Origin of the sequence: Sulfurimonas sp. (assembly GCF_028713515.1) — a bacterium.
Taxonomy (GTDB): domain Bacteria; phylum Campylobacterota; class Campylobacteria; order Campylobacterales; family Sulfurimonadaceae; genus Sulfurimonas.
In genome coordinates this window covers 271,159-296,579 of sequence record NZ_JAQTOD010000003.1, presented here as the reverse complement: position 1 = coordinate 296,579, position 25,421 = coordinate 271,159, and the positions used below count along the sequence as shown (strand labels likewise).

Below are 25,421 nucleotides of genomic sequence, written 5' to 3'. Positions count from 1 at the left end.
CTACTTGTGCCCTAAAGTTGGGCATAATAGAGCTTCAACTACCGCTTTTGGCATTATCTCAAACTCTAACTCTTTTATCTTTGCTTTAAACACCTCAAAACTATCATCGTCAACCCTTGTTAGGCTTTTTTGCAAAATTATTTCACCACCATCAAGCTCGCTATTTACCCAGTGAACACTCACTCCAAAAAGGCTGTCTTTGCTCAAGTAACTCTCCTCTATCGCCTTTGCACCTTTGTATTTTGGCAGAAGTGAAGGATGAAGATTTATGGAGTTGATTTTTGAAGTAAAAGCAGTGCTTAGAATTCTCATAAATCCACTCAGAACACTCAAATCTGGCTTATACGACTCTATAAGTTTTACAAGTTCTTCATCAAACTCGGTGCGAGAGTTAAAATTTGTATGCTCCAGAACCTCAACTTTTATGCCCAAATCTTGAAGTTTTTGGATCCCTTTTGCATCTGCGTTGTTTGTGATTCCTGCTAAAACAATACACTCTTTGTTGTGCAGCTCTTTTACAATATTTTGCGCATTAAACCCATCACCGCTAAAGAGAATTACTATTTTTTTCATCATCACACTACTTTTTAAGATATTGGCATTATACCAAAGTAATAAAAGTGTACAATTACGCCATGAATTACAAAGAAATAGCACAAGAGACTTTAACAATCGAAGCAAACACTCTGTTGGAGAGTGCAAAAAATGTGGATGATGATTTTAGCAGAGCAGTTGAGATTATCCTTGGATGCAAAGGCAAGCTTATCGTAACTGGCGTTGGAAAATCTGGTTTAATCGGCGCGAAAATGGCGGCAACTTTTGCCTCAACTGGAACGCCTAGTTTTTTCCTACATCCAACTGAAGCGCTTCATGGCGATTTAGGGATGATTGGCAAAGATGATGTAGTTATTGCGATTAGCTACAGCGGAGAGAGCGAAGAGTTAAGCTCGATTCTTCCCCATGTAAAAAGGTTTGAAACACCACTAATTGGGATGACAAGAGATAAAAATTCTACACTTGCAAAATTTAGCGATGTTGTTATCTCTGTGGTTGTTGAAAAAGAGGCTTGTCCGCTAAATATCGCACCAACTAGTTCGACCACGCTAACTCTGGCACTTGGCGACGCACTCGCAGTTTGTCTTATGAGAGCAAGAAATTTTAAAAAGAGTGATTTTGCATCTTTTCATCCTGGCGGAGCGTTAGGAAAACAGCTTTTTGTAAAAATCAGTGATTTGATGCGAGTTAAAGATTTGCCTATCGTGAGTGCTGATACAAAGGTTAAAGATGCGATTGTAAAGATTGGCGAAGGCAGACTTGGAACTGTTTTGGTTGTAGATGAAGGTGGCAAACTCTTAGCGCTTATGAGCGATGGAGATATCCGAAGAGCGCTTATGAGCAGTGATTTCTCACTTGAAGAGAGTGTTTTAAAATACGCAACAAAAAATCCAAAAACAGTAGATGATGAAAACATACTTGCAAGTGAAGCACTTGTGATGATTGAAGAGATGAAGATACAGCTTTTAGTTGTAACGGATAGAGATAAAAAAGTAAAAGGCGTGCTTCACATCCATACTTTGATAGAAAGAGGAATAGGCTCGTAACATGAGATTAAACAAATACATTGCGCACCACGCAAGCTACTCAAGAAGAGAAGCAGATAAAACCATTCAAGATGGATTCGTCAGAGTTAATGGTACGATTGAGACAAATCCAGCTACGCAGGTTGAAGAGGGAGTCGATACCGTTTATGTTAGCGGTAAACAAGTTAGCGTTAGAGACAAATACACTGTTATTGTCTATCACAAACCAAGAGGAGAACTTGTCACAAAGAGCGATCCAAGAGGCAGAAGAACCATCTATGACACTCTAGGAAAAGAGTACAAACACTACATCCCAGTTGGAAGACTTGACTTTGCATCTGAAGGATTGTTACTGCTTACTGATGCTTCAAAGATAGCATCAGCGCTTATGGAATCGGATTTAGAGAGAGTTTATAGGCTAAAAATCAAAGGCGAAATCACAAGAGATATGGAGAGTGCGATGCTTCAAGGTTTAGTTCTTGAAGATGCGACTGCTGGCGGACATGAAAAAAGCAAAATAACATCTATGACAATAAATCCTTTTATAGGATACAAAATACAGAAAAATCAAGGCGACTACTCAATCCTAAAAGTAGCACTAAATGAGGGTAAAAACCGTGAGCTTAGGCGATTTTTTGCTCACTTTGGGGCAGAAATAGTTGACCTTAAAAGAGTTAGTTTTGCCGAGATTGAACTAAACAATCTTCCAGTTGGAAAGGTAAGATTTCTAACAAGAAGCGAATACTCTGCTCTTTATACATTTTTAAAAGATGAAAAAAAGAAAGCCAAAGAGAGAGCGTAATAGTTGAACTTTGCGCATCTACTTAGACCAGAATGTTTCAATGATCTAATCGGTCAAGAGCATCTGAGTGGTAAAAATTCGCCACTTAGGGTATTGTGTGAAAAAGAAGCACTTGGGCATAGTTTTTTGTTCGGTCCTGCTGGGTGTGGAAAAACCTCTCTTGCTAGGATTATTGCAAAAGAGATGCGATTACCTTTTTACGAACTAAATGCGACAAGTCTGAAAATAGAAGAGTTAAGACGCATCTTTGAGCAACATAAAAATAGTCTGCAAAAACCGCTTATTTTTATAGATGAAGTTCATCGTTTAGCAAAAAATCAGCAAGAAGTTCTGCTTCCTGTTATGGAGAACAACTCTGTTCTTATCATCGGTGCATCAACCGAAAATCCATTTTTTTCACTAACTTCTGCAATCCGTTCTCGCTCTATACTTTTTGAACTCTTTAGCATCTCAAATGAAGCACTAAAAAAACTGCTTGAGAAGACCATCTTAAACCATAATCTTATTATTGACGAGAAGGCAAAAGAGTATCTAGTTGCAAGCAGTGGCGGTGATGCTAGAGCTATGCTTAAACTCTTGGAGTTTGCATCGAGCATCACACAATCTATCACGCTTACAACCCTAAAATCACTTCGTCCAAATGCGCTTAGTGCTGGGAGTAGCGAAGCTGGCGTTCATTATGATTTGGCAAGTGCTTTAATAAAGTCCATAAGAGGCTCTGATATGGATGCTGGCATCTACTATTTGGCTCGCCTTATTGATGGTGGGGAGAGCGCTGAGTTTATCGCCAGACGATTAGTTGTGCTTGCCAGCGAAGATATTGGAAACGCAAATCCTCAAGCACTTACGCTCACAACTTCCGCCATGACAAGTGTCTCTAAAATTGGTTATCCAGAAGCTAGAATTATTTTAGCTCAGGCTGTTATATACCTTTGCGCTTCGCCAAAGTCAAACTCTGCATATCTAGCAATAAACTCAGCGTTAGATGCCATAAAGAGTGGCACGATACTGGAAATTCCAGAACATATAAAAAACAGCGCAAAAAACTACAAATATCCACATAATTATGGTGGTTTTGTCAAACAAGAGCATCTAGCAAAGCCACTAAAATTTGTAGAACTGAAAGAGATTGGGTATGAGAAAAAAATGCGTGAGTGGGCAGATAATCTAAGCAGGCATTAATTTTTCTTATTATATTCTATACGCAACACATCTCAAAAAAGAAAAGGATTGTTATGAAAATTGATATCTCTGGAAACAGAATCATAATAGCTGGTAATATAAAAAGCATTGTAGATTTTCAAAATATAAAAAAAGAGATTGATATCATCGTGACTTCTTCTCAGTCCGTTACGATAGAGATTGTTGACTCCCTATCAATTATATCATCGGTTATTGGATATTTAAACAAGCTTGTTCTAAAAGATGGAATTGATATCAGCATAAAAGCAGGAAGCCAACAATTAATTGAACTGCTCGATGATTTAGACCTTACAACAACACTAAAAGCCACTAGGATATAGTCATGACAATCAAATCCAAATTAAACCTAATAGCAGTAGTTGTAATCTCCTTTGCGTTAATTATTATCGGTGTCGCAATAAACAAAGCATACTCCGATAGAGTGTCTATGATTCGGGCGCAAGAGCTGAACAACCTCTCCCAAAAGCTAAGTCTTTTAATCCATGAAACGCAAAAAGAGAGAGGTCTTAGTGCTGGATTTATTGGCTCAGGAGGCAAAAAATTTGGTGATGTTTTGCCGAAACAGACAAAAAAAACAACAAAAGAGTATGAAGGCTTAGTTCAGTATATCACTACTTTAGAGCTAGAGGAGCTAGGTAGAGAACTAGATGGCGAACTTGATAATCTTAAAGCAGATATGCAAGAAATAGAGGAAATTCGCTCAAAAGTTACCTCACTTACAATTAGCACTAAAGATGCTGTTTCATACTACACAAACATGAATAAAAAAATCTTAGCCGTTATTTCTTTGACTGCAAAATCAGCTAATGAACCAGAGCTAGTTAAAGCATTAGAAGCGTACTCAAACTTTTTAAAATCTAAAGAGCGGGCTGGAATTGAGAGAGCGTTACTAAGCGGGGTTTTTGGCGCGGATAGGTTTGATGATGGTGTTTTTGTTAAATGGACATCCGCAGTTGCGGAACAAAATACATTTTTGGATATCTTCTTGTCAATTGCAAATGATAAATCAAAAGATCTCTATAAACAAAAAATCAACTCTCCTGTTCTGGCTAAGATAGAAGAGATGAGAGCTGTCGCGAAAGATAGGGCAATTAGTGGTGGTTTTGGCGTAGATAGTAGTGTGTGGTTTAATGCTATGACCCAGAAAATAGATATCTTAAAAGAGATTGATGATGAGCTAGCACAAGAAAATAGTCAATTACTAGAGAAGATAAAATCAGATTCTATCGCTAGGGTAACGATATCTCTTGCTGGGTACACTATTTTTGCTATTGCTATTTTTATTATTATTTTTACAATAAGCAGAGGGGTCAACAGAAGCGTTGGCAGTAGCCTAGAGAAGATTAAGTGCGTATCAGATGGTCTTGATTTAACTTGCGTAGTTATAGTTGAGGGCAAAGATGAAATCTCGCAAATTTCACAGGCACTACACACCATGATTACTGCATTTAAAGAGAGCGTTTATAAAGCCAAAGATGTCTCAGTATCAACCTCATCAGAGGCTACAATTTTAAATAGTGTGGTTGATGAACTTGCAACAAATAGTGAAATTGCTGATGAGAAAATAAAAAATATTGGTGTTTTAGTTAGTGAGGTGGGGCAAAGATTAGACGCAGTTGAGGATGCCTCCATAACAGTAACGGAGGATTTAACTAGAACCTATAATGTTTTAGATAGATTTATAACCGAGCTGAACCTAGTTGTTACATCAATCGATGAGAGCAGTGAAAACCAACAAGAACTAGTTCAAAAAGTTTCTTCTTTAACAGAACAAGCAAAAAACATAAAAGATGTTTTAGCAATCATCTCCGATATAGCAGATCAAACCAACCTTCTGGCACTTAATGCAGCTATTGAAGCGGCAAGAGCAGGAGAGCATGGAAGAGGATTTGCTGTTGTAGCTGACGAAGTTCGTAAGCTTGCCGAGAGAACACAAAAGAGTCTTACAGAGATAAGCGCAAATGTTAACCTAATCACCCAAAATGTTGTAGAGATTTCTGATGAGACGGCAAAAACATCACAAAACATGTTAAATATCTCAGATTCTGCCCAAGAGTTAATCTCATTTTCGAAAGAGACTAAAGAGAATCTTTCCATAACAGCAGATAGATCAAGAGATGTAGTTCATCAAAGCACATATATTGCAACAAAAACGAAAGAGCTTATAGCAAATATGGATGAGATAATCGACTTATCTTCCAAAAATAGTAGTCATAGATATAAGATAGAGAGCGTTGTGGTAAGATTATCCGAAGATACAGAAAAACTACAAAATGAACTCAACAAATTCAAAATATAATTTTGATAATTTTTCTATAAAAAAGAAAAAAAACAGAAGAATAGAAGAGCTAGAAAAAAGGGAAGAATACACAACCTATCAAGAGGATTTAGCTTTCGCAAAAGAGCTTAATCTTTTGCGAAACGACTTTTATTATCAGATGGTAGAATCTGAGCAGGTATTTCTTATTGACTTTATGTATAAGCCACTTGATATTTTAAGCGGTGATGCCTATAGTGCAAGAAAGATTGATAACGATAGAGCTTTTTATCTTATAGTTGATGGTATGGGTAAAGGTCTATCAGCATCGCTGGGTGCTATGCTGATAACATCCTATGTTAATCACATTATAGACACATGTATATTTGATCTGTACGAACTTGTTGACAAAACCATAAAATATATTAAGCCTATTTTGCTTGAGGAAGAGACAGTTTCTGTAGATTTTATTTTAATAAATCATAAGACAGAGCAGCTGCACTACTCAAAATTCTCAATGCCACGATCGCTTATGCAAACAAACAGTGGTGAAATTATAAAAATAAAGTCAAATAACCCACCAATAAGTAAATATATTGATAATTTTATATTATCAGAACTTGACATCTCAAATATTACAAAATTTCTATTTCATAGTGATGGAATGGTTGAAAATAGCACAAGATTTGGTAATCAGCTGTATGCAGAGTATGTTGAGAATGATTTCCTAACTTCTTTTACTAAAGATGATTTAAGAGCTAAATTTTTGTGGAAAATTGATGAGCAAGAAGATGATATAACTTTTATTTTTTTGAATAAGTTGGATTTAAATAGCGCGACAATTGCAACAAAAAAATTTAGTAGCACTCTTGAAGACATAGAGAGCGCAAGCGGTTGGTATGGTGACATATGGGCAACTTTAACCGAAGATGCAGAACTACAGGGTATGGCAGCAATTGTTTTTTCAGAGTTGTTTATGAACGCTTTTGAACATGGAAATCTAAGCATAGATTCTGCCAATAAACATAAGCTTTTAGAAGATGGCATATATTTTGATACACTGGAAGAGCTTTCAAAAGGATGTCCTAGAAAAATAAGCGTAAATATTAGCAGGGTAGAGCATCAAAAAAATAGTTATATTTTAACTTCAGTTAGAGATGAAGGAGATGGTTTTGACACTGAAATATTAAGTAAAATTTTTAGAAATTCAAAAACTTTTAATGGGAGGGGCGTTTTTGTATCAAGACGCTCTTCCCTTGGCATCTACTATAACTCAAAAGGAGATAAAGTACTTTATCTCCATAAGCTATAGTCCCGCTTTAACTCTTAAACTCGTTTATAGTACTTTGAAGAGATGAGGCGACTTCTACAAGCTGTTTTAAATCAGACTCTATACTTTTTGCGCTCACTCCATTGGCAGTTGATAGTGTCTCAATTTTTGAGATATCAATGATAATCTCATTTATTTGCTCCGACATCTGCAAACTATCCTCGGTGGACTCCTTTGCAACCTTCGTAGAGTATGTTATTGCATTGGAAGTTGTGTTTATTTTATCCTCAACATCACTCGAAATATTTGTAAGGTTCTCTATATTTTGAGCATTTATATGCATTTTATCACTTACATCATTGATAGATTGAACAATTGTACTGACGCTTATGTCTATTTCAACTAAGCTTTTTTGTGTTCTCTCTGCAAGCTTACGGACCTCATCAGCTACAACAGCAAATCCTCTCCCGTGCCTCTCCTGCTCTTGCTGCTTCAATAGCTGCATTTAGTGCCAACAGGTTTGTTTGTTCCGCTATATCTTTTATAACATTTAAAACACTTTTCACTTCACCAGCATTATTTTTTAATCCAGAGAGTTCATTTGAAAGTTCATTCTCAATCTCAACAAAGCCACTTACTTCTCTACTAAATAACGATAGTGATTTTTTTGCAGTATCTAGTTCCTCATTTGCCTCTAGAATATTTTCCTGCGTCTCTTGTGTTGTTTGTATATTTTTTTGAAGAAGCTCTTTAATGAACTTACTTTTTTGAGTTGTAGCATAGACTATTTGTTGCTCCTGCTCTGTACTTTTACTGATTATATGACTTGATGATTCTATCTCTTTTGCGATATCTGCATTTTTTAAGCCTAAAGTTTTGACATTATTTACAGTATTTTGAACCATCTCTAAAAATTTATTAACCTCTTTTGCGGTATCACCAAACTCATTTTCATTTTTATCATTCAGACGCTTTGTAAGGTCTTTGTCGCCACCGACAAGCTCTGAAATACGAGCTTTTAAACCAAAAAATGGTTGAAATATTTCCCTAGAAAAGAAAATCCAACTTACAATCGTAAAGAGTATACTTGCTATCAACAAAGTACCTGCGAGTGTTCTTTCTGTAGAGCTGATACTTGAATCTGATTTATCAAGCGACACCGTTAAATCCATAGTCCCTAAAACATACCCTTCTTGTGCATTAGCGTGACATGATAAACATTTAGCTTGAGCTATCATAGCTCTTATCATTCGAATTGTATGATGGTTATTTTCATTGCTCTCTACAGTCTCAGCTCTCTTCGTCTGCATAACTTTTTGAACAAGCAAATCTGATGTAAATTTCTCCGTTGGAGCATAAACCTCTATAACAGCTTTTGATTTTGCAACTTTTAGTGATTCTATACCATCAATAGAGCTAGCTGCGCGCAACGACTCTTCCACCACAGAAGAATCGCCAGCAACCATACTGTTAGGTTAGTAAGAGATTGAAAAATAGACTCACTCAACATTAATAGGGACTCTTTTGTTGATTTGTTTGATATCTCATGAATGGTTGATGACAAATAGTATGTCATACTAATTAGCCCAACAATACTTAAAAAGATTGTTGAAGCAATAACTTTTGATTTTACAGTTTTTAACATAGTTTCTCCAGATAAAATTAATTTAGATCAAACAAAGAAAGTTTACTTATACTCTATCTTTGTGTAGATTAGAGTTTGTTTGATACTAAAATTTCTTTTATTTCTTGGTATCAATTTTGTCTTTAGCACTTTTTATAGCGCCATCTAACGCTGTTTTAGCTATTCCCCATGCTTGAGCACCCATCCTTTTTGCCTCTTGTGCGGCAGGAGATTGCATGGCTTTACTGCCTCTCTTTACTGCTTTTTTTGCAATATTTGAAAATCTATCTCTCATAAGCTCTGCCGTCTCTTTTGAGATATGCACAAGTTCCTCAAGATCATATCTCATGCTTTCGTTTATCTCTAAAAGTAGTTTTTCTATTGTTAGAGAGCATCCAGTCGCTTGAGTTTGGATTACTTGAGAAAAAAGAACATCTGTTTGGTTTAAGTCTTCCATAATTGTGTCATAGTCCTCAATCAGAATATGTTTAGCCTCAAGCGGAATAAATGCAAGTCGCTTTTTAAATCTATCTATTGAGCCAACCAAACCGCTTCTCATTCCCCTTAGAGTAGAGTTTAGTATCTGCGAAGCTCTGTTTGGCGAAGCTTCTGAGACATCAATAGCTGATTGTAGTATAGTTGAGAGTATTTTTCTGATTCTTATCGTGTTTAGTGAGCCCTCTTTTATAGCTTCAAAGGTTAACTCTTTTATAATCTCTTGAGTGGTCTCTTTTATATCACCGTCCGTATCTTTTTCTAACGCCGTGATTATGGCGGACTCTACCATCTCGCTTAAAATATCAAAGAGGTCAATCGACTGGAGTTTTATCTGATGTAGTTTTGCAAGAGTGCTTAAATCTTCAGGATTTACCTGCTTTTCCATAGCATTAAAAACTGTATATTTCAACTCTTGCAACACCTCTGATTTTCTCTCCAACTGTCTCTCTATCTGCTCTTTTTGCGCCAAAAGTGACTCAACCTCATCATGTAACGATTTCGTCTCAATCTCCAGTATAGAAGTTGCTAACGCTCTCATCTCATTTAAACTTATCTCATCAGCAGTAATGCTCCACTCCTCAACTAAGTGTTTAACAATATCTTCAACTCGCTCATCTACACTAGCGAGATTTTTGTTGTATGATTTTTTCAGATCTCTTTGTAATTTTTCTAACTCCATAACTATTCTCCTTGATTTTATAGAACCATCTTTATATCTTGATGCGCTTTTAGTGCTTCATATATAAAGTTTCTATCATCTTCGTTATGTACAATCATCTCAAGATTCATGCTGATATACTTACCGCCTTTACTTACATTTGAGTGCTCAATCTTGTGAATTCTCTCTTCCACTACATCTCTGATTGCTTTTTCTAGCGTCTCTTTCTCGCCAGCAATCAGCTTATATGACCATGAACACGGGTAGTTAAGCTCTAATTTTTTCTCCGAAAAAGGAGTGTTATCGTTTAAAGTCTCCACTTTTTCCTCCTGATTTTCTCTCTAATTGAACATGACGAATAACCATGCCTTTATCTATGGCTTTTACCATATCGTAAATCGTTAGAAGTCCTATGCTAACTCCAGTTAGCGCCTCCATCTCAACACCAGTTTGACCTGTTAGTTTTGCAGTTAGTGTTAGTTTAAATCCTGGTAGTTCTAATAGTTCTTCAACATCACAATTGATGCCGCTAAGATTAAGCGGATGGCACATTGGGATAAGTTCACTTGTTTTTTTGGTTCCCATAATTGCAGCAATAACCGCAGTTTGAAGCACAGGACCTTTCTTTGTCTTCTCGCCCACTATAGCATCATAAGCATCTTGACTCATCTCTATAATCCCACTTGCTACAGCAACCCTCGTCGTGAGATTTTTTTCGCTTACATCAACCATTTTAGGTCTGTCTTTTTCATCTAGATGTGTTAATTTCATATATTTCTCTTTTTTATTTTACTTGATTTATTATAGCCAATGGATATGAATAATAGCAAATTAGTATGAATTCTATTTCTAAAGAGTGGTAATTTTTTATAAATGGGGCTTTAGCCTATAGCAATTATGCTACAAGCTGGTTTAAGTAGATTAGTCTTCGTGTTTACCTTGAAACGAAGAAGGAGCAAATGATTTTTCCATATACTTATCAACACTTAAATCAATCGTATGTACTATAACATCATCAAGAGATTTTAAAAGTGAAGCTGCTTTTTTATTTGTAGCAATCCCCGATGCCTTTATAAATAGAACTATAGTTTTGCCACCTCGCTGTATAACGGAGATACGAACTGGACAAAATGCCATCATTTCAATATCTATATTAGAGATTTGATTAGCAACATAGCCATTACAAATAACCAGCGATGTAACTTTTTCAAGTTTGTTTTTATTAAAATCAGCACCAAACTTTTTTTGATATCCAGCTTCTTTAAATCTACTCATAAGATCTATCTCAGAGACAATATTCATGTGATTCGCTTCAATTGCTTTTTTCAGCTTAGGAAAATAATCATCATAAGGCTCATTTATAATCTTCTTATATATGCTACCCTGAGCAGCCATTAAATTACTTGACAATAGAAGAAGCAGGGTTAAGATTAGTTTTTTCATTTTATTCCTTATTTTTAGCAGATGAGGCTAAACTCTTTATTTTTTTGTGATAATAATATAACAAAATTTAGCTAAATCTATTTTAAAATTAATACCGATTGTTTATTTTATTGGAATCATTGCAAACTATCTACCCAAGAAGCAATCAAGTTGTTTTTATACAAAATCTCAATCTGGATATAATGTTATAATTATTCTCAAAAAGAGTTGAGAAAGACGGAAAAACAAGGAAAAATTTTGAAACAAAACCAATACTTAGAACTCGGAACAATAAACACTCTACTCATAGATAGGCACACCCCACACGGTATATTTTTAACCTCGCTTGATGAGAGAGATGTGCTTCTTCCACAGGCCTATGTAACCGACAAGATGCACGATGGTGACCTTTTAGATGTTTTCTTATATACCGATTCAGAAGATAGACTTATAGCAACTACACTAAAACCAACTGCGATGCTAAACGAATACGCACTATTTGAAGTTGTAGATGTCGCACCTTTTGGAGCATTTGTAAAATGGGGGCTCCTAAAAGATTTGCTCGTTCCAAATATGTTTCAAAAAGAGCCATTTAAAGTTGGAGATAAGCGATTTTTAAAAGTTGTTTATGATGAGAGAACTCACAGACTTGTAGGAACAGAGAAGCTTGGTGATTTTTTTGAAAAAAGAGTCAAGGGACTTTACCCAAATCAAGAGGTAAAAATCATCATAATTGCAAAAACACCACTTGGATTTAAGTGTATTGTTGAAGAGAGATATGAGGGTTTGATTTACCACAACGAGATATTCCAAAAGGTAAATATTGGCGATGAGAGAAGTGCTTTTGTAAAAACAGTGAGAAAAGATGGATGTATTGATTTGAGTCTTCAAGCTTGTGGTGGCAAACAAAAAGATGTAGCATCTGAGATAGTTTTATCACTCTTGAAACAAAACGGTGGGATTTTACCTTACAACTATAAAAGCGATGCCGAACTTATAACAGAGTTTTTTGGACTTAGCAAAAAAGCCTATAAAAGCGCTTTGACAATGTTACAAAATGATGAAAAAATAGAAGTCAAAGATACTGGCTTATATCTGAGGAGCTAGATTATGGCGAAAGATAAAAAAAGCATAGAGCTGTCTGAAAAAAAGATAGCATTTGAGATAAAAAAAGTCTCTTACAAAGTTATAAGATTCTATCCTTCGCAAATGATGGTTGATGTTATGGCTGTAGATGATGGCGTAAAGCTTGGAATGCAGACGCTTCCTTTTGCACATATGCCAAAAGAGATAAAAAAGATAATCAAACCAAACTAATGGAGAATTTTTGACATTCAATCAACTTAAAATGGCTCTTTACTCTATAGTAATTACAAACTACTATGGGCTGAGACTAAAAAACGCTAAAAATTTGCAAGAGAAAAAAAGCCTAAGAATCGAGTATGCACAAAAATTACTAAATAAGCTAAACATCCAAATAGAAGTAATCAATGAAGAAAAGCTTCCAAAAGATGGGCAGTATCTCTTAATCTCAAACCATAGAACAATTATAGATCCTCTTATAGTTGAAATTGCCACAAAAAATAGTAAGGTATTTGGTTATTGGATCTCTAAAAAAGAGCTCTATAATTCACTGTTTTTTGGACTATTTGTTAGAAATGGTGGTTCAGTTTTACTAGATAGAGACGCCACGCAGATGAATGGCTTCTTTAAAGATGTTAAAGAGTGCGTTAAAGAAGGTAACTCAATCTATATGTTTCCAGAAGGAACTAGAAATAAAAGCGATGCACCAATTGGTAAGTTTAAAGAGGGCGCACAGATAATCGCCATAAAAAATAGACTTCCAATTCTTCCAGTTTTTATACATGCAAGAGCAGATGCCACTTTGATGTCTGCTATAAAAAGCTCATCTCAAAGACGAACTATAAGCATTGAAATAGGTGATATTATAGACCACAAAGACAAAGGATGCTCGATTCAAGAGAGTTTTAAGAAACAGTTTAACATTAAAGACTCAAAGGCGGAATAAGTTGTGATTTTAAAAGTGATTATGGGCATTGGAGATAGAACTACTGCCTACTTTTTATCATTTTTTAGTACTCTGAAATTTGCTATCATCTGCTTTATGTTAATGTTTAACCCCAACAGCTACTCTCCTGCTAGTAAAATGGTGCTCATAAAACAGATATACTTCACAACAGTCCAGATAATACCTCTCTTTAGCGTAATGGCGGTACTATTTGGCTCTGTAATCATCGGCGTTGTTATCTCTCTCGCCACACTATATGGTCTTCAAAATAATATTGGTTCAATTTTAATTACTTTCTCAGTAGATGAATTTTCCCCATTTTTTACGGCACTTCTCATATCTCTTCGCTCTGGAACTGCCGTAAATACAGAAATCGCAGTTATGAATGTAAATAAAGAGCTCAACAGTCTAAAAGAGTACAAAATAGATATCGTAAGCTACCTCTTTATACCAAGAATAGTTAGTGGCATAATCAGCGTAACGGCTCTCTCAATCATCTTCTCTATGATAATGCTAACAAGTGGCTATATCTTTACTCTATTTTACTTAAACATGGATCTTCACACATATAAGTCCATACTGATCAGTGCAGTTGAGATTAAAGATATTTTTACGCTTTTACTCAAAGGCATCTCTTTTGGTTTCGTAGTCATGTTTATTCCGATACAGAGTGGACTTAAAACTGCAAATAGCTATACTGCTATACCAATATCTGTTTTAAATGGTATGGTTAAGCTCTTTATAGCTCTATTTTTTATCGAGGTGATATCATTACTGCTTCAGTCAATCTAACTCTATTTCATACTCATTCACAAATCGATGAGTTTATCTCCATACAAAAAGAGTATGCACTTATATCAAAAGATACTCCTCTGATTTCCAATCTAAATATGTGTGAAAATATTGCTCTAATCAAAGAGACGCACGAACACAAGAGTATTAAAGATGCCGAAAATGAAGCGTTTGAGATGCTTCAAAAGATAGAATTAGGTGAAATTGCTCTAAAAAGAGTCCCACAATGTAACTCTCTAGAGATCTTTTTCGTTATGCTAATCAGAGCCTTAATGACAGAGAAAAAACGGGTTATCATAGTGCCTCTTTTCTTGTTGACAAGTAGTTTTGAGGATATGAAAAATATTTTAAAAAAGATATCGGTTCTAAATAGTGATAAATGTATCTATATTTTAGACCTTGTCTCAAATAAAAATTATTATAGTGACTCTAATCTGGAGGGGAAAATTTATGCAGTATGAAAAAATGAAATTTGCCGTAGGGCTTTTTGTATCAATTCTGATTTTAACAATCTTTGCTTCACTCTACTTACTTTTAGATGAAAAAGGGACTTTTGATAAAAGATACAGCTACCATTTTAGTACAGACAGCGCAGAAACATTTAATGTTGGGATGCCATTAAAGTTTTCAGGGTTCAACATTGGTGTTATTGACAATATTGCTCTAAAGGATGATGGAAGCGTTTTTATGACATTTTCCGTAACATCAAAATATAGAAAATGGATAGCAGAGGATAGTGTTTTGATGATAAAAAAGCCTCTTATTGGCTCCCCACACATAGAACTCTACTCAGCAAAAGGAAACAAAACCCTCAAAGAGGGCTCGCAGTTGGTTATACTTAAGAGCGATGATATAAACGATATGATTTCAAAGTTTGAACCGGCTGTAAACAGGCTTATAAACATAGTAAATTCTATTGATATAATTACCTCGAAAATGTCAAAAGATGATTCAAATCTCAATAAAACAATGCAAAACATAGAAAAATTTAGTGGGAATTTAGCTGTGAGCAACTCTCTTTTAACCTCTGTAACTGGTGATGATGCCTCCACTAAAAATCTTATCAAAACCATTAATTCAACCACCAAAATTGTAGGAGAAGTGGATAAAATCAGCAAAGATATAAGCGCCATAACGGCGAAACTTGATGCAAATATAGTCACTCCTGCCTCAGTCTCAGCGCAAGAGCTAGAGAAGATTTTAAAAGATGTAAAACAAAAACTTGATACCCTCGACTCAACCGTAAAAACTGTTGGTAGTTATGATAAAGATTTAGTTGAGCTAAAAGAGCAGATATCCGTTGGTTTAATAAAATCAAATCAGATTATGGACAGAGTTGATGGAATTTTACAAAATAAGAAAAAAAGTGAGATAAAACTACCATGAAAAAACTATTTTTATACTTAGTAGTCCTATTTTTGTTTTTTGCATGTTCATTTGATACACCACCTAATGAGTGGCAGTTTAAGAGCATTAACGCCTTTGATTCTTACCAAAAAAACTTTCTAAGCTCGAACGATACTTTGGCAAAAAATGATCTCTCTAGAGCCATAAAACATGCAAAAAGCAGCGATGACTTAACTACGCTAGCTAGAATATATTTAGGTGAATGTGCATTAAACATAAGCGTTGGAATAAGTGATAAGTGTGAAAATTACGAGAAAATATCTTCGCTAATAAAAGATGAAACGCTCAATAGTTATTTTTTGTTTATTAACAAACAAAGCTCTGATGATAGTTTAAAATTACTTCCAAAACAGTATAAAAACTTCTCGCGTTATTTAAAAGAACAAGACTATAAAAAAGCTAACGAAACACTAAGAGAGATAAAAGAGGCTACATCTATGTTTCTTTGCACTGCCATTTTGGAGGATTCTGCGGATGATGAATCAATTGATAAAGTTATAAGCACAGCATCTCTTTATGGATACAAAAAAGTTGTAATTTATTGGCTAAATATCAAAAAAAATAGGACTTTTGATTCAATACAAAAAGAAAAAATAGCCCGAAAAATTTCTATACTTGGTTCTTAAAATTAGGCTATAATCTACCATATAGTAAATACAATAAGAGGAAAATTAGATGCAAAATATAAAAACATGCAGTTCACTCAAAGAAGTTAGAGATGAGATAGATATTATTGATGATAAACTAGTTGAGTTAATTTCGCAAAGAAGTCATCTAATTAGACAAGCAGCTGCTTTTAAAAATAGCGTCGATGAGGTAAAGGCCGAGGAGAGAATAGAGTTTATTTTACAAAAAGTTCGCCATGCTGCCATTCAAGCAGGAATTTCTCCAAATATGATGTCAGAACTATTTACAATTATGATAAATGAGATGGTTGAGATGGAGATATCTGAATTTAGAAACAAGCAAGCGTTTTAATTTATCCAAAAAAGGATAAATTATTTGTATCTGTAAGTGATACGACCTTTATCAAGCGAGTAAGGCGTTAACTCTAGCTTTACTTTGTCGCCTGGTAGTATTTTGATGTAATGCATACGCATTTTCCCAGCGATATGACATAAAATTATGTGTCCGTTTTCTAACTCTACACGAAATGTTGCATTTGGCAAAGCCTCTATAATCTTGCCATCTACTTCGATAACATCTGATTTAGCCATTTTAATCCTTCTTCTTCTCTAAGCTTGAGATAAAATTTCAGCTTTACCATTGACAATTGCAACAGTATGCTCGTAGTGTGAGCCGCGTAAACCATCGGCACTGACAACATCCCATTTATTCTCTAAAATAAGTGGTTTCGAATCTTTTTGACATATCATGGGCTCCAAACAAAAAACCATTCCATCTTTAATCTTTGGACCATCTTTTGAACTTTTACCATTCAAATAGTTTGGTATCTCAGGTTCTTCGTGGGGCTTCTTTCCAATTCCATGTCCACAAAAACTATGTAATGGAACAAACCCTCTTGAGCGAATGGACAACTCTAAAATTTGAGAAAGTTCTTTAAATCTCATACCAACTTTTATAGATGATATTGCTTCATAAAGACTCTCTTTTGCACATGCAATAAGCTCTTCGTCCTTAGTAGATACTTCTCCAACCGCAACAGTAATAGCAGCATCTCCAAACCATCCATCAAGCTCCGTACCAACATCATAGCCGATTATATCGCCATCTTGAAGCTTGTAATCAGTTGGGATACCGTGGATAATAACTTGATTGAGTGATGTGCAAACTGCATTAGGAAAGCCATAAAGGCCTTTAAAAGATGGTCTGGCACCATGAGAGAGAATATACTTCTCTGCCATAGCATCAAGTTCTTTTAAAGAAACCCCTGCTTTTGTATTTTGTCTTAGTAGCTCTAGTGCGCCGCCAACAATTTTATTGGCAGCTCTAAGTTTCTCTATTTCCCCAGGTTTTCTAAGCGCAATGGCCATTATTTAAAGACCAACTGCACTTAATGTTTGGTACTTGCTCATATAAACCTGAGCTTCAATTTTTCTCATTGTATCAAGTGCTACTTGAACAACAATTAGAACCGCTGTACCACCAAAAAAGAATGGGACTCCCATTCCTTTTATAATCATAACTGGCAAAGTTGCAATAAGTCCAAGATAAAGTGCACCCGTAAAAGTCAATCTACCTGCTGTCTCATTCAAGAAATCTTTAGTAGCTTCACCGGTACGAATACCTGGAATAAATCCACCCTGTTTTTTTAGATTTTCTGAAATATCTTTTGCATTAAAAGTAATTGACGCATAAAAGAATGCAAAGAATACAACAAATACAAATGTTAGAAAATTAAAAAAGTAACTATTTGGATTTAGATGATCAGCAATAGCAACTAGTGTAGGATTTGTACTGCTTGATAAAACAGTCATTGGAAACATTAAAATTGCACTAGCAAAGATAACAGGGATAACACCAGCAAGGTTAACCTTAATAGGAATATAGTTCATGATTCTTTTGTTTTGATTCTGCATAATCACTTTTTTAGCATAAGTAACAGGGACACGGCGTTCACCAAGCTCAACATAAATAATAATAGCAACCGTTCCAAACACAAGAGCAAGAATAGCAAGCACAACAAAGAAGCTCATAGCACCACTATTTACCATAGTAAACATTTGACCAATTCCTTTTGGAATCGCCGATACAATACCTGCAAAGATAATAAGAGAAATTCCATTGCCTATACCAGCCTGAGTTATCTGCTCACCAATCCACATCAATAACATTGTTCCTGCAAGCATAGAAACCGCAGAGAGTATTATAAATGTATTATGATCTACAAGAATCGCGCTGTTTCCATTTGGTCCAGTTAAACTCTGTAATCCAACACTTATACCAATTGCCTGAATAACTGTTATTACAATAGTTGCATAACGAATTATCTGCATATATTTCACCATTCCGTCTCGCTCTTTTTTCATTTGACCAAGAGGAGCAAATGTAGCAGCTAGAAGTTCCATAATGATAGATGCGGTAATATAAGGCATGATTCCAAGTGCGATTATAGACATTCGTTCAACAGCATTGCCACTAAACATATTGAATAGACCGAGTGAATCTGATTGATGTGATTTGAAGAAAGAAGCTATTACAAGACTATCTACGCCAGGAACTGGCACATATGCCAGTAAGCGGTAGATAAATAAAAACCCGATAGTAATAAATATCTTATTTACTAGATTTTTATTCACGACTATTTACCTGTAGTTGTAACGTTGTCGTCTTTAATTTTTGATGCTAGCTCTTTTGCTGATGCACCAACTAATTTAACTTTTGATACCGATAAAGACATCTTGTGAACACCACGAAGAGCTTCAACAGTAATTTCAGCTAGTTCTAATACAGCTGTAATTTTATCAACATTGATTACATATGGTTTAACTACGCGAGATTTAAAACCAATTTTAGGCAATCTTTTTGCTAATGGAGTTTGTCCACCCTCAAAATTTCTTTTTCTTTTACTTCCAGTACGAGCCGTTTGCCCTTTTCCACCGCGAGTAGAAGTTTTACCCATTCCACTTCCACAACCACGACCTACTCTCTTACGAGAGCTTGTTGAGCCTGGAGCTGGAGTTAAATTATCAATACTCATTTTCTATCCTTTCAAGCGACTTAATGCATCAACCGTAGCGCGCACTAGTGTATTTGGATTGTTTGAGCCAATTGATTTTGTAAGTACATCTTTAATACCTGCAAGTTCAAGAACTGGACGAGTTGCACCACCTGCAATTAGTCCAGTACCCTCTGATGCTGGCTTTAATAAAACACGACTTGCATTATATTTTTGCTCAATATCATGTGCAATAGTTGTACCTTTAATTCTTATCGTTGTTAAGTTTTTAAATGCATTATCTACTGCTTTTTTAATAGCATCTGGAACCTCTTTCGCTTTTCCAGTACCATATCCGATAGTGCCTTTTTTATTACCAACCACTATAAGAGCCGTAAAACGAAATCTACGACCACCTTTTACAACTTTTGTAACGCGACCAATATTTACAATTGATTCTTCAAATTCTTCTCTATTGATTTCCATTTTAACCCCTAGAACTTAATTTCGTTTGCACGAAGTGCGTCACCAAATGCAGCTATAACACCGTGGTATTGGTAACCATTACGATCAAATACGATTTCTGTAACATTAGCTTTTTTTAGTGTTGCAGCAAATGCCTCAGCAAGTGCAACTGCACCTTCCTTGTTTGATCTGTGATTAATTGCTTTAGAATTAAGTCCAGCCAAAGTTACACTTGCCACATCATCAATAGCTTGTACGCTTAAAAAACGATTTGATTTAAAAACAGAAACACGAGGAACTAAAGCAGATCCAGATATTTTTGCACGAATACGACGCTTACGCTTTAAACGATTAACGACTTTACTTTTTAATACTTTTGCATTCATTATTTAATACCCTCCCTTACTTTTTAGAAGTTTTACCGGCTTTGCGCGCGATAACTTCTCCAACGTATTTAACACCTTTACCTTTGTATGGTTCTGGTGGACGGAATGATCTAATTTCAGCAGCAACTTGACCAAGAACTTGCTTGTCATGAGACTTTAAAGTAATAACATTCTTTTCAACAGAAGCTTCTACACTTTCTGGTAACTCATAGTTAACATCATGAGAAAAACCTAACTGTAAATTAAGAACTTGACCATTTACAGCAGCACGGTAACCAACACCGTTAATCTCTAAAGCTTTTGTATATCCAGTAGATAAACCAGTAACAATATTAGCAGCTAGAGCACGGTATGTTCCCCAGAAAGCTCTATGAGTACGAGCATCCGAAAGATTACTAAAAGTTAATGTTTTGTCTTCAAGTTTGAAGCCAACATTTCCTTTTGTATCTAAATCAACACTATTTTTGCCTTTAGCAAAAGTTATAACATTTTCATTTACGCTAACATTAATATCAGCTGCAACTATTACAGGTAATTTACCAATTCTTGACATGTTATCTCCCTACCAAATCGTACACATAACTTCGCCACCAACGCCAAGAGCATAAGCCTTGTCATTTGGTAGTATGCCATGTGATGTACTAACAATAATAGTTCCGTAACCATTTTTGAAACGCTTTATATTCTCTTTACCCTCGTAAACACGACGACCAGGCTTAGAAATTCTTTTCATTTCATTAATAACGGTTTTACCTGCATCATTGTATTTTAATACAACTTTGATAGTTTTTTTAACGCCATCTTCGATAACATTAGCACTCTCAAGGTAACCTTTTTCCACTAGAATATTAGCTAGAGCTTCAATACCTTTTGAATGTACCAAAGTTGTAACCGATAATCTTCTCATACCAGCATTACGAATACGAGTTAACGCATCCGATACTAAATCATTTATCATATTTTTTCCTTATGCTATGCAATTAGCAGTATCTAATCAATATATAACAGTGTCAAATCTATCTAAAAGAGAGATTAGCACTTGCGTTATATTACCAAGAAGACTTTCTAACGCCTGGGATTAACCCTTCATTTGCCATTTTTCTAAAGCAAACGCGACAGATACCAAAATCACGAATTACAGAGTGTGGACGACCACAAATCTGACATCTAGTGTAACCACGAACTTTAAATTTCGGCTCTCTTGCCGCTTTTACGATCATTGACTTTTTAGCCATTGTTGCTTCCTTTAGTAAAAGGCATACCCATTTTTTCTAGAAGAGCAAATCCTGCTTTGTCTGAATCAGCAGTAGTTACAACTGTGATATTCATACCATGAATTTGCATTACAGAATCATAATTAACTTCAGTAAAAATAAGTTGCTCTTGTAGTCCGAAGTTATAATTACCACGACCATCAAAACCATTTCTTGGAACACCACGGAAATCTTTCACACGAGGAAGTGCAACAGAAATCAAACGATCTAAGAAGTTATACATATTCTCACCACGAAGAGTAACACGAACACCAACTGGCATACCTTCACGAACTTTAAAACCTGCAACAGATTTTTTAGCTATTACGGTTGATGCTTTTTGACCAGCGATTGCTGTAATTGTATCTTCTATGTTTTGGATAAGCTTGTTATCTTTCATTGCAAAACCAGTACCAACTGAAATAATAATTTTATCAAATGCTGGTGCCTGCATAGGGTTTTTAATCCCTAACTCTGCTTGTAACTCAGATCTTAAACTTAAATATTTATCTTTAAAACGAGCCATCTATTATGCCTCCACTTTACGAACATTTGAAATATCTATTGGCATCTCTTTATTGATATGTCCGCCTTTAGTATTGTCTTCAGTTGGTTTGATTGCTTTTTTAGCAATTTTACAACCCTCAACAATAACTTTGTTCTTTTTTACTAAAACTGAAAGCACTTTTGCTTTAGTTCCACGATCATCACCAGCGATAATTTCAACAGTATCGCCTTTCTTGAATTTAATCTTTGCCATCAAACAACCTCCGGCGCAAGAGATACAATCTTCATAAAACCAGCATATCGTACTTCACGAGCAACAGGGCCGAAAATACGAGTGCCAATTGGCTCTCTTTTGTCATCAAGTATAACAGCTGCATTATCATCAAAACGGATAAGAGAACCATTTTCACGGTGAACCTCTTTAGATGTTCTAACGATAACAGCTTTTACAACTTTACCTTTTTTAACTTTAGCAGTTGGAGTCGCTTTTTTTACAGAAGCAATAATAACATCACCTACTGTTGCGTAACGACGCTTAGAACCACCAAGTACCTTAATACACATAATCTCTTTTGCACCTGTGTTATCAGCTACAACTAAACGACTAAAACTTTGAATCATGAATTTTCTCCTGATACTACTGTTTTAAGTCTATAAGATTTTGTTTTAGAAAGTGGGCGACACTCGATTGCAACAACCTTATCGCCAACTTTTAACTCATTGCGCTCATCATGTACCAAGTACTTTTTGAAACGCTTTACAACTTTATGGTAACGAGGGTGCATTACACGACGCTCAACAAGAACAGTTGCTGTCTTGTCGCCTGCAATTTTAACTACGCTACCTTGAATTTCACGCTTATGTGTCATTGCTTGCCCCTATTTCGATACTGCAGTAAGTGCAGTATTGATTCTTGCAATATCTTTTTTAGCTATTTTAAGTTCGCTACTATTTTGTAATTGCATCATCTGTTTTTTTATTTTTAAAGTAAAAAGCTCTGTTTTTCTTGTTTTAAGCATAGCTTTTAATTCAACCGAGTTTTTATCTGCTAAATCAGAATATTTCATTGCTCATCTCCGCAGTTATTATTTTTGTTTTGAATGGTAATTTGTGTAACGCAAGAGTTAATGCTTCACGAGCAAGCTCTTCTGGAACACCAGCCATCTCAAAAATTATACGACCTGGTTTAATGTTCATAACCCATTGGTCAACTGAACCTTTACCTTTACCCATACGAGTTTCAAGAGGTTTTGCAGTTAACGGTTTTGCAGGGAAAACACGAATCCAAATCTTACCAGATCTTTTGATATGACGAGTAGCTGTAATACGAGCTGATTCGATTTGACGAGAGTTAATACGACCCGCCTCAACAGCCTTAATTGCAATATCGCCAAATGCAAGCGTAAATCCTGAACGAGCGTTACCACGGTTACGCCCTTTCATCATTTTACGGTATTTAGTTCTTTTAGGCATTAACATAATTATTCAGCCTTTCCGCTATTTTCGCGTTTTGGAGCACGCTTGTTTGGACGACGCTGCTCTGATTTTTCTTCTTCTTTAGCTTCAGCAGGGATACCTTTAGTGAGAACCTCACCTTTAAATATCCAAACTTTTACACCGATACAACCATAAGTAGTATGAGCCTCAGCAAAACCGTAATCGATTTTTGCACGAAGAGTATGAAGTGGAACGCGTCCCTCTAAATACCACTCAGTACGAGCCATTTCAGCTCCACCAAGACGACCGCTTACAGATATTTTAATACCTTTAGCGCCTGAGCGTTGTGCATTTTGCATAACTTTTTTCATAGCTCTTCTAAAAGCAACACGATTCTCAAGTTGAGTAGCTACATTTTCAGCAACAAGCTGAGAAACAGTTTGAGCTTTTTTCTCTTCTTTAATGTTTACTGATATTTGCTTACCAACAAGTTTTTGAAGATCTGTTTTAAGAGTCTCAATGTCCGCACCCTTTTTACCAATAATGATACCAGGACGAGCCGCAACAACAGTTACTCTAAGTTTTTTAACAGTTCTCTCTATGATAATGTTAGCAACACCAGCATAGTAAAGTTTTTTCTTCAAATATGTACGAATCTTGTAATCTTCACCCAAAGATGCTGCTGCAGTCTTAAAATTAGGGAACCAACGACTCTCCCAATTACGGTTGATACCAAGACGTAAACCAATAGGATTAACTTTTTGACCCATATTATTTACCCTCTACTTCTACTAATATATGTGCTGTCGGTTTTCTTATTCCAGAAGCCATACCACGAGCACGAGGACGAAATCTTTTAAGAACTGGACCGTTATCAACACGACATGATGTAATTACACAATCTGCCGCTTCATTACCACTGTTTGCAACTGCTGACGCAACTACTTTATAGATAATTTTTGCTGCTTTGTTTGGTGTAAACTCTAAAGCTGCCAATGCTAGCTCAGCGTTCATACCTTGAATCTCTCTTGCAATAAGACGAGATTTAGTTGGAGAAACACGGATAAATTTTAATAATGCTCTAGCCATGATTACCCTTTCTTCTGAACTGAGCCCTTATGGCCCTTGAATGTACGAGTAGGTGCGAACTCACCTAGTTTGTAACCGATATGATTCTCTGTTACGAAAACAGGAACAAATTGTCTTCCGTTATGAACATTTAAAGTTAGTCCTACCATATCTGGTAAAACCATACTTCTGCGAGACCAAGTTTTAATAGGCTTTTTATTGCCTTCTGCTTTAGCTTCAACTACTTTTTTAAGTAAATGATCATCAATAAATGGACCTTTTTTTACGCTTCTTGCCATTTAACTACCTCTTCGGATTAGATTTACGGCGAGTAATAATTAGTTTATCACTAGCTTTTTTATGACGAGTTTTAGCACCTTTAGTTGGTTTACCCCATGGAGTAACCGGATGACGACCCGAATTTGTTTTACCTTCACCACCACCATGCGGGTGATCAACTGGATTCATTGCTGAACCACGAGTCTGAGGACGGATACCCATATGACGAGAGCGACCCGCTTTTCCGATAACTATATTGATATACTCTTCATTTCCAACAATACCGATAGTAGCCATACACTCACCAAGAACTAAACGCATCTCAGATGAAGGCATACGAAGTGAAACATACTTGCCATCACGACCCATAATTTGAGCAGAAGTTCCAGCTGAACGAACTAGTTGTCCGCCTTTACCAATTTTAAGTTCAATATTATGAACAAGTGTTCCAACAGGAATACTCATAAGTTTCATCGCATTACCTGGCTTAACATCAAGTCCAGTTTTAGCAGACATAACTGCATCTCCAACTTTTAAACCTTTTGGTTGCAGGATATATCTTTTGTCACCATCAACATAAGTAACTAATGCAATACGACAGTTACGATATGGATCGTACTCTATAGTGCTAACCGTACCTGGAACATCAAATTTATCTCTTTTGAAATCTATGATACGGTAAAGTTTTTTAGCACCAGCTTCTTTATGACGAGAAGTTATACGACCATTATTGTTACGACCAGCACTTGCAGGAAGTTTTATTAATAGTGAACGAACAGATGGCTTAGCAGTGATATCACTGTTATCAACATTTGTTAAAAAACGACGACTTGGAGTTGTTGGTTTATAAGTTTTTATTGCCATG

Annotated in this window: 41 protein-coding genes; 14 read left to right on the top strand and 27 right to left on the bottom strand. The window is 35.7% G+C overall.

Annotated elements, in window-relative coordinates:
* Entirely contained in the window at positions 1-573 is a 573-nt protein-coding gene (gene purN / locus PHV22_RS07980) for a phosphoribosylglycinamide formyltransferase (RefSeq protein WP_295022843.1), read from the bottom strand.
* A 62-nt stretch (positions 574-635) separates the two neighbouring features.
* Between purN and PHV22_RS07975 the strand changes: the two genes are divergently transcribed.
* The 6 genes from PHV22_RS07975 to PHV22_RS07950 are packed head-to-tail and all read left to right on the top strand — an operon-like array spanning position 636 to position 7,154.
* The gene (locus PHV22_RS07975; protein ID WP_299946930.1) at positions 636-1,601 is read left to right on the top strand and encodes a KpsF/GutQ family sugar-phosphate isomerase; all 966 of its coding nucleotides are present in this window, start codon (positions 636-638) and stop codon (positions 1,599-1,601) included.
* Between the two features lies 1 nt (position 1,602).
* Positions 1,603-2,382, top strand: coding sequence for a pseudouridine synthase (locus tag PHV22_RS07970; protein WP_295022841.1), 780 nt, complete (start codon positions 1,603-1,605; stop codon positions 2,380-2,382).
* 3 nt (positions 2,383-2,385) lie between these two features.
* Entirely contained in the window at positions 2,386-3,564 is a 1,179-nt protein-coding gene (locus PHV22_RS07965) for a replication-associated recombination protein A (RefSeq protein ID WP_299946926.1), read from the top strand.
* Between the two features lie 53 nt (positions 3,565-3,617).
* Complete coding sequence (locus PHV22_RS07960) at positions 3,618-3,905, top strand: hypothetical protein (RefSeq protein ID WP_299946923.1); 288 nt, start codon at positions 3,618-3,620, stop codon at positions 3,903-3,905.
* 2 nt (positions 3,906-3,907) lie between these two features.
* Positions 3,908-5,884: a methyl-accepting chemotaxis protein gene (locus tag PHV22_RS07955; protein WP_299946920.1), complete on the top strand. Its 1,977-nt coding sequence runs from the start codon at positions 3,908-3,910 to the stop codon at positions 5,882-5,884.
* Positions 5,859-7,154 (top strand): SpoIIE family protein phosphatase, encoded by a 1,296-nt coding sequence (locus tag PHV22_RS07950; RefSeq protein WP_299946917.1) that lies wholly within the window; start codon positions 5,859-5,861, stop codon positions 7,152-7,154. Before PHV22_RS07955 ends, PHV22_RS07950 begins: the two co-directional genes overlap by 26 nt.
* Before the next feature lie 7 nt (positions 7,155-7,161).
* On the opposite strand, the gene PHV22_RS07945 is transcribed toward PHV22_RS07950, so the two are convergent.
* From PHV22_RS07945 to PHV22_RS07915, 7 genes are all read right to left on the bottom strand, one after another.
* Positions 7,162-7,617 carry a methyl-accepting chemotaxis protein gene (locus PHV22_RS07945; protein ID WP_295022836.1) on the bottom strand — a complete coding sequence of 152 codons (456 nt, stop codon included), beginning with the start codon at positions 7,615-7,617 and terminating at the stop codon, positions 7,162-7,164.
* Positions 7,556-8,578: a methyl-accepting chemotaxis protein gene (locus PHV22_RS07940; RefSeq protein ID WP_295022835.1), complete on the bottom strand. Its 1,023-nt coding sequence runs from the start codon at positions 8,576-8,578 to the stop codon at positions 7,556-7,558. Before PHV22_RS07940 ends, PHV22_RS07945 begins: the two co-directional genes overlap by 62 nt.
* Positions 8,512-8,757 (bottom strand): hypothetical protein, encoded by a 246-nt coding sequence (locus PHV22_RS07935; protein ID WP_295022834.1) that lies wholly within the window; start codon positions 8,755-8,757, stop codon positions 8,512-8,514. Before PHV22_RS07935 ends, PHV22_RS07940 begins: the two co-directional genes overlap by 67 nt.
* Before the next feature lie 97 nt (positions 8,758-8,854).
* Positions 8,855-9,913, bottom strand: coding sequence for a DUF6781 family protein (locus tag PHV22_RS07930; protein ID WP_295022833.1), 1,059 nt, complete (start codon positions 9,911-9,913; stop codon positions 8,855-8,857).
* A gap of 17 nt (positions 9,914-9,930) precedes the next feature.
* Positions 9,931-10,212 carry a DUF493 domain-containing protein gene (locus tag PHV22_RS07925; RefSeq protein ID WP_295022832.1) on the bottom strand — a complete coding sequence of 94 codons (282 nt, stop codon included), beginning with the start codon at positions 10,210-10,212 and terminating at the stop codon, positions 9,931-9,933.
* Positions 10,193-10,663: a cyclic pyranopterin monophosphate synthase MoaC gene (gene moaC / locus PHV22_RS07920; protein ID WP_295022831.1), complete on the bottom strand. Its 471-nt coding sequence runs from the start codon at positions 10,661-10,663 to the stop codon at positions 10,193-10,195. The genes PHV22_RS07925 and moaC overlap by 20 nt, the downstream gene beginning before the upstream one ends.
* Before the next feature lie 150 nt (positions 10,664-10,813).
* Complete coding sequence (locus PHV22_RS07915) at positions 10,814-11,335, bottom strand: DUF302 domain-containing protein (RefSeq protein WP_295022830.1); 522 nt, start codon at positions 11,333-11,335, stop codon at positions 10,814-10,816.
* A gap of 237 nt (positions 11,336-11,572) precedes the next feature.
* On the opposite strand from PHV22_RS07915, the gene PHV22_RS07910 reads away from it, so the two are divergent.
* From PHV22_RS07910 to PHV22_RS07875, 8 genes are all read left to right on the top strand, one after another.
* Positions 11,573-12,421: a S1-like domain-containing RNA-binding protein gene (locus PHV22_RS07910; protein ID WP_295022829.1), complete on the top strand. Its 849-nt coding sequence runs from the start codon at positions 11,573-11,575 to the stop codon at positions 12,419-12,421.
* A gap of 3 nt (positions 12,422-12,424) precedes the next feature.
* On the top strand, positions 12,425-12,631 hold the full coding sequence (locus tag PHV22_RS07905) for a hypothetical protein (RefSeq protein WP_295022828.1): 207 nt from the start codon (positions 12,425-12,427) through the stop codon (positions 12,629-12,631).
* A gap of 10 nt (positions 12,632-12,641) precedes the next feature.
* Complete coding sequence (locus PHV22_RS07900; RefSeq protein WP_295022827.1) at positions 12,642-13,343, top strand: lysophospholipid acyltransferase family protein; 702 nt, start codon at positions 12,642-12,644, stop codon at positions 13,341-13,343.
* Positions 13,344-13,346: 3 nt separating this feature from the next.
* The gene (locus PHV22_RS07895; protein WP_295022826.1) at positions 13,347-14,135 is read left to right on the top strand and encodes an ABC transporter permease; all 789 of its coding nucleotides are present in this window, start codon (positions 13,347-13,349) and stop codon (positions 14,133-14,135) included.
* A gap of 98 nt (positions 14,136-14,233) precedes the next feature.
* A complete protein-coding gene (locus PHV22_RS07890; RefSeq protein WP_295022825.1) occupies positions 14,234-14,596 on the top strand; it encodes a hypothetical protein in 363 nt (120 codons plus the stop codon).
* Entirely contained in the window at positions 14,586-15,521 is a 936-nt protein-coding gene (locus tag PHV22_RS07885) for an MlaD family protein (RefSeq protein WP_295022824.1), read from the top strand. The genes PHV22_RS07890 and PHV22_RS07885 overlap by 11 nt, the downstream gene beginning before the upstream one ends.
* Positions 15,518-16,168: a hypothetical protein gene (locus PHV22_RS07880; protein WP_295022823.1), complete on the top strand. Its 651-nt coding sequence runs from the start codon at positions 15,518-15,520 to the stop codon at positions 16,166-16,168. Before PHV22_RS07885 ends, PHV22_RS07880 begins: the two co-directional genes overlap by 4 nt.
* A 49-nt stretch (positions 16,169-16,217) precedes the next feature.
* Entirely contained in the window at positions 16,218-16,520 is a 303-nt protein-coding gene (locus tag PHV22_RS07875) for a chorismate mutase (RefSeq protein WP_366826477.1), read from the top strand.
* A 20-nt stretch (positions 16,521-16,540) separates the two neighbouring features.
* Here the strand turns inward: PHV22_RS07875 and infA are convergent, their stop codons facing one another.
* From infA to rplB, 19 genes are all read right to left on the bottom strand, one after another.
* Positions 16,541-16,759, bottom strand: coding sequence for a translation initiation factor IF-1 (infA, locus tag PHV22_RS07870; RefSeq protein WP_008338996.1), 219 nt, complete (start codon positions 16,757-16,759; stop codon positions 16,541-16,543).
* Between the two features lie 18 nt (positions 16,760-16,777).
* A complete protein-coding gene (map, locus tag PHV22_RS07865; RefSeq protein WP_295022822.1) occupies positions 16,778-17,536 on the bottom strand; it encodes a type I methionyl aminopeptidase in 759 nt (252 codons plus the stop codon).
* A 3-nt stretch (positions 17,537-17,539) separates the two neighbouring features.
* Complete coding sequence (gene secY / locus PHV22_RS07860) at positions 17,540-18,802, bottom strand: preprotein translocase subunit SecY (RefSeq protein WP_295022821.1); 1,263 nt, start codon at positions 18,800-18,802, stop codon at positions 17,540-17,542.
* A gap of 2 nt (positions 18,803-18,804) precedes the next feature.
* Positions 18,805-19,203 carry a 50S ribosomal protein L15 gene (rplO, locus tag PHV22_RS07855; protein ID WP_295022820.1) on the bottom strand — a complete coding sequence of 133 codons (399 nt, stop codon included), beginning with the start codon at positions 19,201-19,203 and terminating at the stop codon, positions 18,805-18,807.
* A gap of 3 nt (positions 19,204-19,206) precedes the next feature.
* A complete protein-coding gene (rpsE, locus tag PHV22_RS07850; RefSeq protein WP_295022819.1) occupies positions 19,207-19,647 on the bottom strand; it encodes a 30S ribosomal protein S5 in 441 nt (146 codons plus the stop codon).
* Positions 19,648-19,655: 8 nt separating this feature from the next.
* On the bottom strand, positions 19,656-20,012 hold the full coding sequence (rplR, locus tag PHV22_RS07845) for a 50S ribosomal protein L18 (protein ID WP_295022818.1): 357 nt from the start codon (positions 20,010-20,012) through the stop codon (positions 19,656-19,658).
* Between the two features lie 16 nt (positions 20,013-20,028).
* Positions 20,029-20,565 (bottom strand): 50S ribosomal protein L6, encoded by a 537-nt coding sequence (gene rplF / locus PHV22_RS07840; RefSeq protein ID WP_295022817.1) that lies wholly within the window; start codon positions 20,563-20,565, stop codon positions 20,029-20,031.
* Positions 20,566-20,574: 9 nt separating this feature from the next.
* Positions 20,575-20,970, bottom strand: a complete 396-nt coding sequence (gene rpsH / locus PHV22_RS07835) for a 30S ribosomal protein S8 (RefSeq protein ID WP_295022816.1) — start codon at positions 20,968-20,970, stop codon at positions 20,575-20,577.
* 91 nt (positions 20,971-21,061) lie between these two features.
* Entirely contained in the window at positions 21,062-21,247 is a 186-nt protein-coding gene (locus PHV22_RS07830; RefSeq protein WP_011371935.1) for a type Z 30S ribosomal protein S14, read from the bottom strand.
* A complete protein-coding gene (gene rplE / locus PHV22_RS07825) occupies positions 21,240-21,791 on the bottom strand; it encodes a 50S ribosomal protein L5 (RefSeq protein WP_295022815.1) in 552 nt (183 codons plus the stop codon). The genes PHV22_RS07830 and rplE overlap by 8 nt, the downstream gene beginning before the upstream one ends.
* A 3-nt stretch (positions 21,792-21,794) precedes the next feature.
* Positions 21,795-22,025: a 50S ribosomal protein L24 gene (rplX, locus tag PHV22_RS07820; protein WP_295022814.1), complete on the bottom strand. Its 231-nt coding sequence runs from the start codon at positions 22,023-22,025 to the stop codon at positions 21,795-21,797.
* Positions 22,025-22,393 (bottom strand): 50S ribosomal protein L14, encoded by a 369-nt coding sequence (gene rplN / locus PHV22_RS07815; protein ID WP_295022813.1) that lies wholly within the window; start codon positions 22,391-22,393, stop codon positions 22,025-22,027. The genes rplX and rplN overlap by 1 nt, the downstream gene beginning before the upstream one ends.
* Complete coding sequence (gene rpsQ / locus PHV22_RS07810; protein ID WP_295022812.1) at positions 22,390-22,641, bottom strand: 30S ribosomal protein S17; 252 nt, start codon at positions 22,639-22,641, stop codon at positions 22,390-22,392. Before rpsQ ends, rplN begins: the two co-directional genes overlap by 4 nt.
* 9 nt (positions 22,642-22,650) lie before the next feature.
* Positions 22,651-22,839, bottom strand: a complete 189-nt coding sequence (rpmC, locus tag PHV22_RS07805) for a 50S ribosomal protein L29 (protein WP_295022811.1) — start codon at positions 22,837-22,839, stop codon at positions 22,651-22,653.
* Positions 22,826-23,251 (bottom strand): 50S ribosomal protein L16, encoded by a 426-nt coding sequence (gene rplP / locus PHV22_RS07800; protein ID WP_295022810.1) that lies wholly within the window; start codon positions 23,249-23,251, stop codon positions 22,826-22,828. The genes rpmC and rplP overlap by 14 nt, the downstream gene beginning before the upstream one ends.
* 2 nt (positions 23,252-23,253) lie before the next feature.
* On the bottom strand, positions 23,254-23,979 hold the full coding sequence (gene rpsC / locus PHV22_RS07795; protein WP_295022809.1) for a 30S ribosomal protein S3: 726 nt from the start codon (positions 23,977-23,979) through the stop codon (positions 23,254-23,256).
* Between the two features lies 1 nt (position 23,980).
* Positions 23,981-24,298 (bottom strand): 50S ribosomal protein L22, encoded by a 318-nt coding sequence (gene rplV / locus PHV22_RS07790; RefSeq protein WP_295022808.1) that lies wholly within the window; start codon positions 24,296-24,298, stop codon positions 23,981-23,983.
* Positions 24,299-24,300: 2 nt separating this feature from the next.
* Complete coding sequence (gene rpsS / locus PHV22_RS07785; protein ID WP_295022807.1) at positions 24,301-24,576, bottom strand: 30S ribosomal protein S19; 276 nt, start codon at positions 24,574-24,576, stop codon at positions 24,301-24,303.
* 4 nt (positions 24,577-24,580) lie between these two features.
* The gene (gene rplB / locus PHV22_RS07780) at positions 24,581-25,420 is read right to left on the bottom strand and encodes a 50S ribosomal protein L2 (protein ID WP_295022806.1); all 840 of its coding nucleotides are present in this window, start codon (positions 25,418-25,420) and stop codon (positions 24,581-24,583) included.
* Between the last annotated feature and the right edge of the window lies 1 nt (position 25,421).